Here is a 12,624-nt window from a genome sequence, read left to right as displayed (position 1 = left end):
CCGAGCCGTCAGAGAGCGGCCCTGCCGACCTTCCAGTAGCCGGTGAAGACGATCCGTTTCTTGGGGACGCCGTTGGCGACCAGGTGGCGTCGACCCTCGGCGACCAGGGCCTGCTCGCCCGCCAGGTACGCCTGGAGACGGGCGCCGTCGGACGGGACGAGCTCGCGCAGCGCCTCGAGCGCGAGCACTCCGGGGCGATCGTGCGGCTCCTTGCGCGGGAGCCATCGCACCTCGACGTCCTCGGGGGCCTCGTGCTCCTGGGCGTCGGCCTGCTCGGGGATCTCGATCAGCGCGGTGCCCGCTGTGCTGCGCGGCAGGTCCCGCAGGATCCCGAGCAGAGCGGGCAGGGCCGATTCCTCGCCGACGAGGAGCACCGAGGACGCATCCTCGTCAGGGTCGAACCCGCGCCCCTGGTCGATCATCATCACCTGCTCGCCGGCGCGGGCGCGCTGGGCCCAGGGGCCGGCGATGCCCTCGTCGCCGTGGGCGACGAAGTCGATGTCGAGCTCCCCCGCCTCGGGCCGCAGCTCGCGGATCGTGTAGCTGCGCACGGGCGGTCGCACCCCCGAACCAGTCGTCAGGTACTTCAGCGCCCCGGCGATCCCGAAGCCCTGCGGGACCCGCGAGTAGTCGGTGGGGCCGTCGGTCCGGGGCAGGAACAGACGCACCCACTGGTCGAACCCGTGAGCAGTGAACCCGGTCAGGTCCTCTCCCTCGAGGGTCACGCGGACCATGTGCGGGCCGACCTGCTCCCGACGTGCGACGGTCGCCAGGTGATGACCGCGGAAGCGGCGGGCGTCGAGGAATGCCATGGACGGGGTGACCTCCTGGGAGCGGACTCTCAAATGAGGTGAGCCTATCCGAACTCAGCCGAAGTGGTCGAAGCCGAGGTCCGCGATCGGCTGTCCGTCCATCCGCAGCGCGGTTCCCTCCTCGCTGCCGCGCGCTCCGGCCTGCGCGGCACGGACGATGCCGATGGTGCGGAACCCGCTCGGGACGTCACCCGGGTCGAAGGTCGCCAGCAGTGCGTGCTCCTCCCCGCTCCCCAGCACCCACTCCCAGGGATCGATCCGCTCCCCCGTCCGTTCGCCGATCCGCTGCGCCGAGGTCGCGAGCCGCTCCACGTCGCGGCCGAGGACCTCGCGGTCGAGGTCGATCTCCACCCCGCTCGCGACGGCCAGCCGCCCTCCGTCCCGTGCCAGCCCGTCGGAGACGTCGATCATGGCCCGCGCGCGCCCGGGGCACTGCGTCCAGCCCAGGGAGAGGTCCGGATCCGGCGCGTCGTGCCAGGCCACGAGACCGCGGGCCCAGTCCTCGTCGGGATCGTTACCCGCACCGGCGAGCACGAGGGCGAGGCCCGCGGCGGAACGGCCGAGCAGGTCGCTCCCCACGGCGAGCACCTGGCCGGGCCGGGCGCCGGAGCGGGTGATCGGCTCCTGGTCCACCGCCAGGGCCCCCACCGCGGTCACCGTGATCGAGAGCGCGTCGGCCGCGCCGAGGTCGCCGCCGACCACGCTCACGCTGTCGCGGGCGCAGCGCTCGGCGAGGCCGGCGCTGATCCCCTCCAACAGCGCCGCACCGGTCTCGCGCGGCGCGGAGACGGACACGACCACCGCCTGCGGGCGCGCGCCCATCGCCGCGACGTCGGCCAGGTTCTGCACGGCCGCCTTGTGGCCGATCCATGCGGGAGTCGTCCCATCGAGCAGGAAGTCGTGGCCCTCGGTGAGCGTGTCAGTGGTGATCACCAGGCGCGGCGAGGCGAGGCGCACCACGGCGGCGTCATCGCCCGGGCCCAGCTCGACGTCGGCTCCCTGGGTGAGTCCGGGTGTGATCCGCGCCAGCAGGCCGGACTCGGTGAGGTGCTCGATCCGCGTCATGTCCCCAGTGTGCCCGAGGGCCGGGCCGATACCCTCGTCGTGTGCGTCCGCCCGTGTCCTTCTCCCGCGCCCTGCGCCCGGCCGCCGCCTCGTTGGCCGCGCTGGCAGCGCTGGCCTGCACCTCGTGCGCGACGATCCAGGTTCCGGCGGGGCCGGATGCTGCGGACCCGGCGTGCGCGGACGTGGTGCGCAGCGCACCGCGGACCCTGCTGGACCAGTCCCGGCACACCACGTCGAGCCAGGGGACGCTTGCCTGGGGCTCCGGGGACGAGGCGATCGTGATGCGCTGCGGCGTGACCCCGCCGGGTCCCACGTCGAAGATGTGCACGACCCTGACCGACGAGCACGGCAGGGAGGTGGACTGGATCGTGGAGGACGACGGCTCCTCCGACGGGGTCGTGCGCTTCACGACCTACGGCCGCAGCCCGGCGATCGATCTGACGGTGCCGCGGGAGGTCGCGGGCGACCAGCCCTCGGCCGCGGCGCTCGATCTCACCGAGGCGGTCTCGGGGATCTCGGCGAGCCGGAACTGCCTGAGCGTGCAGGACGTGCAGTAGCAGCCACCCCGGATCGCGGGCCTCAGCGCAGACCGATGCGCCGGCTGCGGGCCTGCTCGATCAGATCCGTGATCAGCTCGGTGTACCCGAGCCCCATGGTGTCCCAGAGCACGGGGAACATGGAGGACGGGGTGAAGCCGGGCATCGTGTTGACCTCGTTGACCACGACCTCGTCGGCCTCCGTCACGAAGACGTCCACGCGGCCCAGTCCCTCCAGCCCCAGGGCGGAGAAGGCGCGCGCGGCCACGGCGCGGACCTCCGCGACCGCACGATCCGACAGCGCGGCGGGGACCTGGATGTCGATGGTGCCCTTGCCGAAGTACTTCGACTCGTAGTCGTAGAAGTCGAGGTCGTCGCCGACGATCACCTCCCCCGGGAGGGTCGTGCGGGGCTCGCCGCCGGCCTCCCCGGCCAGCACGCCGCACTCGACCTCGCGGCCCACGACGCCTTCCTCGATCAGGATCCGCGGGTCCTCGGCGAATGCCGTCTTGACCGCCTGCTCGAGTGCGGAGGGATCGGTCACGCGCGAGACGCCCAGGCTCGATCCGGCGCGGGCGGGCTTGACGAACCAGGGGGCGCTCAGGCGCTCCTGCACCCGCGTCGTGACCTCGTCCGCGCGCGCCGACCACTCGTCCTCGTGGACGCTGATCGACGGTGCCGAAGGGATCTCCGCCTGCTCCAGAGCGGCCTTCGTGGCGGTCTTGTCCATGCAGGTCGCCGAGGCGAGCACCCCGCTGCCCACATAGGGGATGTCCAGCAGGTCCAGTGCGCCCTGGATGGTGCCGTCCTCTCCGTAGGCCCCGTGCAGGAGGGGAAGTACCACGTCGATGTCGGCGAGGGGCTGGAGGCGCCCGTCACGGACGACCCGCAGCGTGACGGGCTCGCCCGGTCGCTTGGCCGCGGCGGGCAGCAGCACCTCGTCACCGGCCGACGGCACCTCGGGCGGAATCGACCCCTGCAGCTGCCAGTCGGCGGGATCGTCGCTGACGTGGATCCAGCGCCCGTCGCGGGTGATGCCGATCGCGACGACGTCGTAGCGCTCGCGGTCGACGGCGCCGAGTATGCCGCCGGCGGTGACGCAGGAGATGCCGTGCTCGCCGGAGCGGCCACCGAAGACGAGGGCGATCGTGGAGGTCATAGCGGCAGGGTAGTCATTCGGGTCGGACGGATCGTGCGAGCAACGCCGTGGTGACCTGCTCGATGGGTGTGCCGTGGTCCACCACGTCGACGACCCCCCGCGTGATGGGCATGTCGATTCCCGCCCGCCGGGCGATCTCGTCGACGGCCCGTGCCGTCGCCACGCCCTCGGCGGTCTGACCGACCTCGTCCACCGCGGCGTCGAGGTCCAGGCCGCGTCCCAGGGCATGGCCGAGCCGGTGGTTGCGGGAGAGCGGGGAGGCGCAGGTGGCCACCAGGTCCCCCATGCCTGCCAGGCCCGCGAAGGTGCCGGCGCTCCCGCCCAGGGCCACGCCGAGTCGCGTGATCTCGGCCAGCCCGCGGGTGACCAGGCTCGCGCGGGTGTTGTCCCCGTAGCCGAGGCCGGCGGCGGCGCCCACCGCGATCGCGATGACGTTCTTGACCGCCCCGGCGATCTCGACGCCCAGCACGTCGGTCGAGGTGTAGGACCGGAAGGACGGAGCAGCGCACCAGCCGGCCACGGTGCGGGCGAGGTCCTCGTGCTGCGCGGCGACCACGCTCGCACAGGGCTGACGCCGGGCGATCTCCCCGGCCAGGTTCGGCCCGGAGAGCACGGCGATGCGCGCGGGGTCCACGGCGCCCGCCTCCGCGATCACCTGGCTCATCCGCTGATCGCTGCCACGCTCGATGCCCTTGGCCAGCGATAGGACGGGCACCTCGGGCAGCAGCGTGCCTGCGTCGCGCCAGGCCGTCAGGTTCGCCCGCAGGCTCTGGGCCGGCAGCGCGAGCACGACGCCCTCGGCCCCGTCGAGCGCCGCGGCGACGTCGGTGGTCGCCGTGACGACGTCGGGCAGCGCGGTCTCGCCCAGGTAGTCGGGATTGCGGTGCGCCTGGCGGATCGCCCGGGCCGTCTCCTCCCGGCGGGCCCACAGCACCACCTCGCACCCCGCGTCGGCCAGCAGCAGCGAGAAGGTGCTCCCCCAGCTGCCGGCGCCGAGCACCGCGATGCGGGTCATCGTTCGAGGCCCCGGATGCGCCGGGTGGTCATCGGCGCGGCGTCGTCGGCTACTCGCCCGATCACGCGTCGCGATCCGTGCTGCGGCCGCCTGCGCGCCCCAGGAATCGGCCACGCGAGATGCTGCGCCGCTCCGAGCGCTCGGAGAGCTGTGCCGGGCCGGTCGTGCGCGGGCCCACCTGCCGACGGCGCACCGTGGTCGGTGCCCGTCGGGCGAGGGCGTTCACGGCGGCGGCGTGCATCAGCCGACGGGGCGCCCAGGCGAGGCGTCCGCGCACCGATCGGTACTTCACCGCGGTGGTGACCTGCAGCAGCTCCCCGCCGGGGAGCAGTGCGACGCCGATCCGCAGCGAGAGGTTCTGGTCGTCGTCCTTGATCAGAGCCTCGCTGCCGCGCACCTCGTCGGCCACGTACTGCTTCTCGGGCGGCGGGACCATGTCGAACAGGCGCACGGCCTCGTCGCGCAGCGCCCGCAGGCCGCGGGTGCTCAGCGGCGTGTTCTCGTGGGAGAAGATCGCCTCGGCCCACACCCGGGGGTCCTCGATGGCGACACCGCGGGTCGGGACGATCACCACGTCGCAGTAGTCCGGGACGGGGATGTCGCGCAGCGCCAGCGAGCTGATCGCACCGCTGGGCGCCTGGGCGCCCTCCCCGGCCGACGACTGCTGCGAGGCGCGTGCGGACGGGTCGTCAGCGTTGCGGTCCTGCCGGTCCACGAGCTGCCCGTTGAGGGTCTCGTCGCGCTGCTCTGCCATGCCTGTCAGTCCTCCCAGTACTCGGCGCCCAGCGCGGTGAGCTTCTCCCGGAAGCTCTCGTAGCCGCGGTCGATCAGGTCGATCCCGTGGATCGAGCTGATCCCCTCGGCGCCGAGCGCGGCGATCAGGTAGGAGAAGCCGCCGCGCAGGTCGGGGACGGTGATGTCGGCCCCGTGCAGGGCCTTGGGCCCGGAGATGACGGCCGAGTGGTTGAAGTTGCGCCACCCGAAGCGGCAGCTCGAGCCGCCCAGGCACTCGCGGTAGACCTGGATCCGCGCGCCCATGTCGTTCAGCGCGCTGGTGAAGCCCAGGCGGTTCTCGTACACGGTCTCGTGCACGATCGAGATGCCCTCGGCCTGGGTGAGCGCGACCACGAGCGGCTGCTGCCAGTCGGTCATGAACCCGGGATGCACGTCGGTCTCCATCGCGATCGAGCGCAGCGGCTCGCCGGGATGGAAGAACCGGATGCCGTCGTCGGTGATGTCCAGTCCCCCGCCGATCCGGCGGAAGACGTTCAGGAAGGTGGACATCGGCTTCTGCTGGGCGCCCTGGACGAACACATCGCCCTTGGTGACCAGAGCGGCGCACGCCCAGCTGGCCGCCTCGATCCGGTCGGGGATCGCCACGTGCTCGTAGCCGCCCAACCGCTCGACGCCCTCGATGGTGATCGTGCGGTCGGTCTGCAGCGTGATCAGAGCGCCCATCTTCTGCAGGACGGCGATCAGGTCCTCGATCTCGGGCTCGACCGCGGCGTTGGTCAGCTCGGTGACGCCCTCGGCGCGCACGGCCGTGAGCAGGACCTGCTCGGTGGCCCCGACGCTCGGGTACTCGAGGTGGATCTTGGTGCCCTTGAGGCCGTTGGGCGCGGTGATGTGGATGCCCAGCTCGCGCTTGTCGACGTGCGCACCGAACTCGCGCAGCACGTCGAGGTGGTAGTTGATCGGGCGGTCACCGATCCTGCAGCCACCGAGGTCCGGGATGATCGCCTCGCCCAGGCGGTGCAGCAGAGGGCCGCAGAACAGGATCGGGATCCGTGAGCTGCCGGCATGGGCGTCGATCTCGGCGGCGTGCGCGCGCTCGACGTTGGAGGGATCCATGCGGATCAGGCCGGTCGCCACGTCGCGGTCCACCTTCACACCGTGGACCTTCAGCAGCTCGGTGACGATCGCGACGTCGCGGATGTCCGGCACGGAGCGCAGGAGGCTGGGCTCCTCGCCCAGCAGGGCGGCGACCATCGCCTTCGAGACGAGGTTCTTGGCGCCGCGAACGGTGATCTCACCCTTGAGGGGCCGCCCGCCGCGCACGTGGAATGTCGAGGTCATATCGTCCTTGAGCCGTTCGGGGACCCCGGGCCGGGGTCCTTCCTTGGATCGCTTCACACTACCGGAGCGAGCCTGGCCGAGCCTGGACGCCCTCCGGACGCGTCGCGCCGTGCTGCGAGGTGCGGATCAGGGGGCCGTGCGCGCCGGGATCGTCCGCGGCATCCAGCGGGGGCGACGCTCCTCGAAGGCGGAGATCTCGGTCTCGTGGCGAAGGGTCAGCCCGACGTCGTCCAGGCCCTCCATCAGCCGCCAGCGGGTGTAGTCGTCGATGTCGAAGCGGAAGGTCGCCTCGCCCGCGAAGACCTGCTGGTTCTCGAGGTCGACAGTGACCTCGGCGCCGGGCGACTCCTCGAGGATCTTCCAGATCTGCTCGATGTCGTCCTGCGAGAGCTTGGCGGCGACCAGACCCTGCTTCCCGGCGTTGCCGCGGAAGATCTCGGCGAAGCGGCTGGAGAGCACGGCCTTGAATCCGTAGTCGCGCAGCGCCCAGACGGCGTGCTCTCGCGAGGAGCCGGTGCCGAAGTCGGAACCCGCGACCAGCACGGAACCCGTGCTGTAGGGCTCGCGGTTGAGCACGAAGTCGGGGTCCTTGCGCCAGTTGACGAACAGCCCGTCGTCGAAGCCCGTCTTCTTGACGCGCTTGAGGTAGACGGCGGGGATGATCTGGTCGGTGTCCACGTTGCTGCGGCGCAGCGGCACGCCGACGCCGGTGTGGGTGGTGAACTTCTCCATGGTCGGATCCTTCGTGAGGTCGTGTGGCCGGCGGGTGAGCGTGAGCGCGGGGCGGGGCGGGCGCTGGGGCGGTGAGGCGCTCAGGCGCTGGATGACGTGAGCGCGGGAGTCGCCGGGTCAGGCGGTGCGCAGCCCGTTCGCCGAGGGAACGCCGGGCGCTCGCGAGGGCCTGCCTCCCGGGCCGACGTCGCCCGGCTCTCCGAGATCTGAGGGCGAGCTCAGGGTGCCGCGCACGGCTGTCGCCGCGGCGACGACGGGCGAGACCAGGTGGGTGCGCCCGCCCTTGCCCTGTCGGCCCTCGAAGTTGCGGTTCGAGGTCGAGGCGCAGCGCTCCCCCGGCGCCAGCTGATCCGGGTTCATCCCCAGGCACATCGAGCAGCCGGCCTCGCGCCACTCGGCACCGAAGGCCAGGATGTCGCGGTCCAGCCCCTCCTGCTCGGCCTGCATCTTCACCCGCGCCGAGCCCGGGACGACCATCACCCGCACGTCCGGGTCCTTCTGGTGGCCGCGGATGACGTCGACGAAGGCCCGCAGGTCCTCGATGCGGGAGTTCGTGCAGGAGCCCATGAACACGGTGTCCACCCGGATGTCCTTCAGCGGCGTGCCGGGCACCAGGTCCATGTACGCCAGAGCGTTCTCGGCGCTCGCCCGCGAGGTGTCGTCGGTGAAGTCCTCCGGGGCGGGCACCTTCGCCGAGAGCGGCAGCCCCTGGCCGGGGTTGGTGCCCCAGGTGACGAAGGGCTCGAGCTCGTCGGCGTCGATCACGACCTCTTCGTCGAAGGTGGCGTCCTCGTCGGTGCGCAGCGACCTCCAGTACTCCACGGCCTCGTCCCACAGCTCGCCCTGCGGGGCATGGGGACGATCCTTGACGTACTCGAAGGTGGTCTCGTCGGGGGCGACCATGCCGGCACGGGCCCCGGCCTCGATCGACATGTTGCAGATCGTCATCCGCCCCTCCATGGACAGGGAGCGGATCGCTTCGCCGCGGTACTCGAGCACGTAGCCCGCGCCCCCGCCGGTCCCGATCTTCGCGATCACCGCGAGAATGATGTCCTTCGCGCTCACCCCGGGCTTCAGGGTGCCGTCCACGGTGATCGCCATGGTCTTGAAGGGGGTCAGCGGCAGGGTCTGCGTGGCCATCACGTGCTCGACCTCGCTGGTGCCGATGCCGAACGCGAGGGCGCCGAACGCGCCGTGGGTGGAGGTGTGGGAGTCCCCGCAGACCACGGTGATGCCCGGCATCGTCAGCCCCAGCTGCGGGCCGACCACGTGCACGATCCCCTGCTCACGGTCGCCCAGGGGATGGATGCGCACACCGAACTCCTCCGCGTTGCGGCGCAGGGTGTCGATCTGGGTGCGCGAGGTGATGTCGGCGATCGGCTTGTCGATGTCGATCGTGGGGGTGTTGTGGTCCTCGGTCGCGATGGTCTGGTCGACGCGACGCAGGGGCCGACCCTCCTGGCGCAGACCGTCGAAGGCCTGCGGGCTGGTCACCTCGTGGAGGAGCTGGAGATCGATGTAGAGCAGGTCGGGCTCGCCGTTCTCCCCGCGGCGCACCACATGGTCCTTCCACACCTTCTCCGCGAGCGTGCTCGCCATGGCTCCCTGTCCTTCCTTCGTGTGCGTCCGACGCCCTCGCCGGCCGCGCCCCGCACCCACCGGGACACATCCGACAACGCATCGGATCCCCTCCATCGTCACCAGGGGGCTGCAACTGCGCACTTGCGTCTCACTCAATAAGACGGCAGTATCGGAGCATGGACACCACCACGGAAGAGGGCGGCAGCGGCGTCGGCGTGCTCGACAAGGCCGCGACCGTCCTCGGAGCACTCGAAGCAGGACCCGCGACCCTCGCGCAGCTCGTGCAGTCCACGGGCCTGGCCCGGCCCACCGCGCATCGCCTCGCGGTCGCTCTGGAACATCATCGCCTGGTCGCGCGCGACATGCAGGGGCGTTTCATCCTGGGGCCGCGCCTGGGCGAGCTCTCCTCCGCCGCGGGCGAGGATCGCCTGCTCGCCGCCGCGGGGCCCGTCCTGACCGCCCTGCGCGACCACACCGGCGAATCGGCCCAGCTCTACCGCCGCCAGGGCGATCATCGGATCTGCGTCGCCAGCGCCGAGCCGCCCATCGGTCTACGCGACTCCGTGCCGCTCGGCTCGACGCTCACGATGAAGGCCGGTTCCGCCGCGCAGATCCTGCTGGCCTGGGAGGAGCCGGACCGTCTGCACCGCGGCCTGCACGGAGCGCGCTTCACCGCCACCATGCTCTCGGCCGTGCGCCGCCGCGGTTGGGCGCAGTCCATCGGTGAGCGTGAGGCAGGCGTCGGCTCCGTCTCCGCCCCCGTGCGCGGCCCGGGCGGACGCGTGATCGCGGCCCTCAGCGTCTCCGGCCCCCTCGAGCGCATCACCCGCCAGCCCGGACGCCTGCACGCCGCAGCCGTCATCAGCTCGGCGAACCACCTCAGCGAAGTCCTTCGCCGCGCCGGTTCCTGAGGCGGGGTGGGGCGGGGCTCCTGAGACGGGGCGGGCAAGCGGAGCCGGGCGCCGGGTCGCCAGGGCCTCGCGCGTGGCCTGGACGGGACGAATAGCGCATCATCTGCGAAATACTGCAGATGATGCGCTATTAGTCCCTCGCAAGCCCGGCGGCCACTTCGACAACGCCCCATTCACGTGCCGGGCACCCCGAGATCCCCTGCGGTCCGGCACTCCGGCGGCCCGGGGGCCCGGAAGGCCGCTCCTCCCGGTCAACTAGGGCTTCGACGGGACTCAGAGCGCATCGTCTGCCATATATGGCACACGATGCGCTCTGAGTCCCTCGGAGGCCCAGCGAACCGGCGGGTCCGTCAGCTCCGGCCCGTCGACGCCCCGAGCCATCCGGGCAACAGGGCCCACAAGAGGATTCCGGCCCGGTCCGCCGCCCCCGCCCCCGAACGACAAAGGAGCCGGCATCGCGAACGATGCCGGCTCCTGCTCGTACCCCGTACCGGATTTGAACCGGTGTTACCGCCGTGAGAGGGCGGCGTCCTAGGCCGCTAGACGAACGGGGCCTACGTCGATCCGAGGATCAACGGTGCCGATCCGGAGACCGGCGAGTGGATGCGAGATCCATGCTGCAGGTGGGAACCTGCGACAGGCCCGGAAGGCCTGCTCGTACCCCGTACCGGATTTGAACCGGTGTTACCGCCGTGAGAGGGCGACGTCCTAGGCCGCTAGACGAACGGGGCGCGGACTTCGTTCTCCCTCGCACGAGCGAGGGGTGAAGCGCTGGGGTACCAGGACTCGAACCTAGAATAACGGTACCAGAAACCGTCGTGTTGCCGATTACACCATACCCCAAGGTCAGCGGCTCTTTTGCTGAGGACCGGAGCCCTCGGCGCGAGTGCCGCAACGAAATGGAACATTACCCGTTCCGCCCTCCACCGAGCAAAGCCTCAGCCCGGCGGAGGGCTGTGAGGTCTCCCACCTCGAACCGTCATCGCAGGTCAACCGCTGTTTCTTCCCGATCGGAGAGCCTCGAAGAGGCTGACGGCCTGAGGACTACGCCACGCGGACGACACCGCACGGGCTGCCGCCGACGCGCGACCCCGCCCGCGCAAGGCCCCCGCCGTACGGTCCTCAGGCGAGACCTGCGAACACCTCTCGGCCGGCGCGCAGGCGAGCCAGTGACGACTCGCGTCCCAGCAGCTCCATCGACTCGAACAGGGGCGGGGAGATCCGTCGGCCGGAGATCGCACTGCGCAGCGGGCCGAAGGCCAAGCGGGGCTTGATGCCCATGTCCTCGACGATGGCGGCGCGCAGCACCTCCTCAAGCCGGGCGGTGGTGAACTCGTCGTCGCCGAGGGACTCGACCTCGGTGATGGCGCGGTCGATGACCGCCGCGGGGTTCTCGCCCATCTTCTTGGTCGCGTCCTCGGCGATCGTGAGGTCACCGTCGGCCGTGAAGAGGAAGCGCAGCATGTCGGGCGCCTCGGCCAGCAGGTTCATGCGGGGCTGGACGAGAGGCGTGGCCGCCTCGAGGATCGCACGCTCCTGCGCGGTGACCGGATCGGCCACCAGGCCGGCCGCCTGGAGGTAGGGCACCATGCGCTCGGTGAACTCGGCCTGCGGCAGCATCCGCATGTGGTCGGCGTTGATCGCCGTGGCCTTCTTGAAGTCCACCCGTGCGGGGTTGGGATTGACGTCGGACGCATCGAAGCGCTCGACCATCTGCTCGCGCGTGAAGATGTCCTGGTCGGCGCTGTAGCCCCAGCCCAGCAGCGCGAGGTAGTTGACCATGCCCTCGGGCAGGAAGCCCTGCTCGCGGTAGTTGAACAGGTTCGACTCGGGGTCGCGCTTGGAGAGCTTCTTGTTGCCCTCGCCCAGCACGTAGGGAAGGTGCCCGAAGCGCGGGATCACCTCGGTCACGCCGACCTCGATGAGCGCGCGGTAGAGCGCGATCTGTCGTGGCGTGGAGGAGAGCAGGTCCTCGCCGCGCAGCACGTGGGTGATGCCCATCAGCGCATCGTCGACGGGATTGACGAGTGTGTAGAGCGGCTGCCCGTTGGCGCGCACCACCACGAAATCGGGCGTCGACCCTGCCTTGAACGTGATCTCGCCTCGCACCATGTCCTCGAAGGTGATGTCCTCGTCGGGCATGCGCAGGCGCCAGACGGGCTCGCGTCCCTCGGCGCGGAAGGCGGCCTTCTGCTCCTCGCTGAGGTCGCGGTCGTAGCCGTCGTACCCCAGCTGCGGGTCACGGCCCGCCGCCTGGTGGCGGGCCGTGGTCTCCTCGGCCGTGGAGTAGGACTCGTAGATGAAGCCGCCCTCGGTGAGCTTGTCGATCACCTCGCGGTAGATCTCCCCGCGCTGGGACTGGCGGTAGGGGCCGTGCGGGCCACCCACCTCGACGCCCTCGTCCCAGTCGATGCCGAGCCAGCGCATGGCCTCGAGCAGCTGGTGGTAGGACTCCTCGCTGTCGCGCGCCGCGTCGGTGTCCTCGATGCGGAAGACGAGCTTGCCGCCGTGGTGGCGCGCGTGCGCCCAGTTGTACAGGGCCGTGCGCACCATGCCCACGTGCGGGGTGCCGGTGGGGCTCGGGCAGAAGCGCACGCGCACGTCTGCGCCGGTGGCCTCGGAGGTGGGTGCGGTGGCGGGAGCGTGGGTCACGCGGATGCTCTCCTTCAGGATGCCGTGCTGACGGCGAATGGTGGGGTGTGGTGCGGGGCCGGGGCCGGGGCCGAGGCCGGGGCCG

General features: G+C 71.3%; 11 protein-coding genes and 3 tRNA genes. 2 read left to right on the top strand and 12 right to left on the bottom strand.

The features are described 5' to 3' along the window. Nucleotides 1–8: 8 nt before the first annotated feature. Complete coding sequence (locus tag DEO23_RS12895; protein WP_109276428.1) at nucleotides 9–812, bottom strand: siderophore-interacting protein; 804 nt, start codon at nucleotides 810–812, stop codon at nucleotides 9–11. A gap of 54 nt (nucleotides 813–866) precedes the next feature. Continuing rightward, complete coding sequence (gene thiL, locus DEO23_RS12890) at nucleotides 867–1,877, bottom strand: thiamine-phosphate kinase (protein WP_109276427.1); 1,011 nt, start codon at nucleotides 1,875–1,877, stop codon at nucleotides 867–869. Between the two features lie 41 nt (nucleotides 1,878–1,918). On the opposite strand from thiL, the gene DEO23_RS12885 reads away from it, so the two are divergent. Continuing rightward, entirely contained in the window at nucleotides 1,919–2,434 is a 516-nt protein-coding gene (locus DEO23_RS12885; RefSeq protein ID WP_240613394.1) for a DUF3515 family protein, read from the top strand. A 22-nt stretch (nucleotides 2,435–2,456) separates the two neighbouring features. Here the strand turns inward: DEO23_RS12885 and DEO23_RS12880 are convergent, their stop codons facing one another. The 6 genes from DEO23_RS12880 to leuC all read right to left on the bottom strand — a co-directional run bounded on the left by DEO23_RS12880 (nucleotide 2,457) and on the right by leuC (nucleotide 8,994). After that, on the bottom strand, nucleotides 2,457–3,572 hold the full coding sequence (locus DEO23_RS12880) for a D-alanine--D-alanine ligase family protein (protein ID WP_109276426.1): 1,116 nt from the start codon (nucleotides 3,570–3,572) through the stop codon (nucleotides 2,457–2,459). Nucleotides 3,573–3,585: 13 nt separating this feature from the next. After that, on the bottom strand, nucleotides 3,586–4,587 hold the full coding sequence (locus DEO23_RS12875; RefSeq protein WP_109276425.1) for an NAD(P)H-dependent glycerol-3-phosphate dehydrogenase: 1,002 nt from the start codon (nucleotides 4,585–4,587) through the stop codon (nucleotides 3,586–3,588). Between the two features lie 61 nt (nucleotides 4,588–4,648). Further along, nucleotides 4,649–5,341 carry a DUF2867 domain-containing protein gene (locus DEO23_RS12870; protein WP_109276424.1) on the bottom strand — a complete coding sequence of 231 codons (693 nt, stop codon included), beginning with the start codon at nucleotides 5,339–5,341 and terminating at the stop codon, nucleotides 4,649–4,651. 5 nt (nucleotides 5,342–5,346) lie between these two features. Continuing rightward, entirely contained in the window at nucleotides 5,347–6,663 is a 1,317-nt protein-coding gene (gene murA, locus DEO23_RS12865; RefSeq protein ID WP_109276423.1) for a UDP-N-acetylglucosamine 1-carboxyvinyltransferase, read from the bottom strand. A gap of 126 nt (nucleotides 6,664–6,789) precedes the next feature. Then, complete coding sequence (gene leuD, locus DEO23_RS12860) at nucleotides 6,790–7,395, bottom strand: 3-isopropylmalate dehydratase small subunit (protein WP_109276422.1); 606 nt, start codon at nucleotides 7,393–7,395, stop codon at nucleotides 6,790–6,792. Between the two features lie 117 nt (nucleotides 7,396–7,512). Further along, a complete protein-coding gene (gene leuC / locus DEO23_RS12855) occupies nucleotides 7,513–8,994 on the bottom strand; it encodes a 3-isopropylmalate dehydratase large subunit (protein ID WP_240613393.1) in 1,482 nt (493 codons plus the stop codon). A gap of 158 nt (nucleotides 8,995–9,152) precedes the next feature. Here leuC and DEO23_RS12850 point away from each other — a divergent pair, with 158 nt between their 5' ends. Next, the gene (locus DEO23_RS12850) at nucleotides 9,153–9,887 is read left to right on the top strand and encodes an IclR family transcriptional regulator (RefSeq protein ID WP_109276421.1); all 735 of its coding nucleotides are present in this window, start codon (nucleotides 9,153–9,155) and stop codon (nucleotides 9,885–9,887) included. 481 nt (nucleotides 9,888–10,368) lie between these two features. Here DEO23_RS12850 and DEO23_RS12845 read toward each other — a convergent pair. The 4 genes from DEO23_RS12845 to gltX all read right to left on the bottom strand — a co-directional run bounded on the left by DEO23_RS12845 (nucleotide 10,369) and on the right by gltX (nucleotide 12,539). Beyond that, a tRNA-Glu gene (locus DEO23_RS12845) sits at nucleotides 10,369–10,441 on the bottom strand. Between the two features lie 104 nt (nucleotides 10,442–10,545). Beyond that, nucleotides 10,546–10,618, bottom strand: a tRNA-Glu gene (locus tag DEO23_RS12840). A 40-nt stretch (nucleotides 10,619–10,658) separates the two neighbouring features. Then, a tRNA-Gln gene (locus tag DEO23_RS12835) sits at nucleotides 10,659–10,730 on the bottom strand. A gap of 279 nt (nucleotides 10,731–11,009) precedes the next feature. Further along, nucleotides 11,010–12,539 carry a glutamate--tRNA ligase gene (gene gltX, locus DEO23_RS12830; protein WP_109276420.1) on the bottom strand — a complete coding sequence of 510 codons (1,530 nt, stop codon included), beginning with the start codon at nucleotides 12,537–12,539 and terminating at the stop codon, nucleotides 11,010–11,012. Nucleotides 12,540–12,624: the final 85 nt, after the last annotated feature.

Source organism: Brachybacterium endophyticum (genome assembly GCF_003130585.1).
Taxonomy (GTDB): domain Bacteria; phylum Actinomycetota; class Actinomycetes; order Actinomycetales; family Dermabacteraceae; genus Brachybacterium; species Brachybacterium endophyticum.
This window is presented reverse-complemented; position numbering and strand designations above follow the sequence as displayed.

What these genes read in the sequence shown, in the direction of transcription:
- DEO23_RS12895 (WP_109276428.1), bottom strand. Translation starts at nt 812, where the DNA reads ATGGCATTCCTCGACGCCCGCCGCTTCCGCGGTCATCACCTGGCGACC.
- thiL (WP_109276427.1), bottom strand. Translation starts at nt 1,877, where the DNA reads ATGACGCGGATCGAGCACCTCACCGAGTCCGGCCTGCTGGCGCGGATC.
- DEO23_RS12880 (WP_109276426.1), bottom strand. Translation starts at nt 3,572, where the DNA reads ATGACCTCCACGATCGCCCTCGTCTTCGGTGGCCGCTCCGGCGAGCAC.
- DEO23_RS12875 (WP_109276425.1), bottom strand. Translation starts at nt 4,587, where the DNA reads ATGACCCGCATCGCGGTGCTCGGCGCCGGCAGCTGGGGGAGCACCTTC.
- DEO23_RS12870 (WP_109276424.1), bottom strand. Translation starts at nt 5,341, where the DNA reads ATGGCAGAGCAGCGCGACGAGACCCTCAACGGGCAGCTCGTGGACCGG.
- murA (WP_109276423.1), bottom strand. Translation starts at nt 6,663, where the DNA reads ATGACCTCGACATTCCACGTGCGCGGCGGGCGGCCCCTCAAGGGTGAG.
- leuD (WP_109276422.1), bottom strand. Translation starts at nt 7,395, where the DNA reads ATGGAGAAGTTCACCACCCACACCGGCGTCGGCGTGCCGCTGCGCCGC.
- leuC (WP_240613393.1), bottom strand. Translation starts at nt 8,994, where the DNA reads ATGGCGAGCACGCTCGCGGAGAAGGTGTGGAAGGACCATGTGGTGCGC.
- DEO23_RS12850 (WP_109276421.1), top strand. Translation starts at nt 9,153, where the DNA reads ATGGACACCACCACGGAAGAGGGCGGCAGCGGCGTCGGCGTGCTCGAC.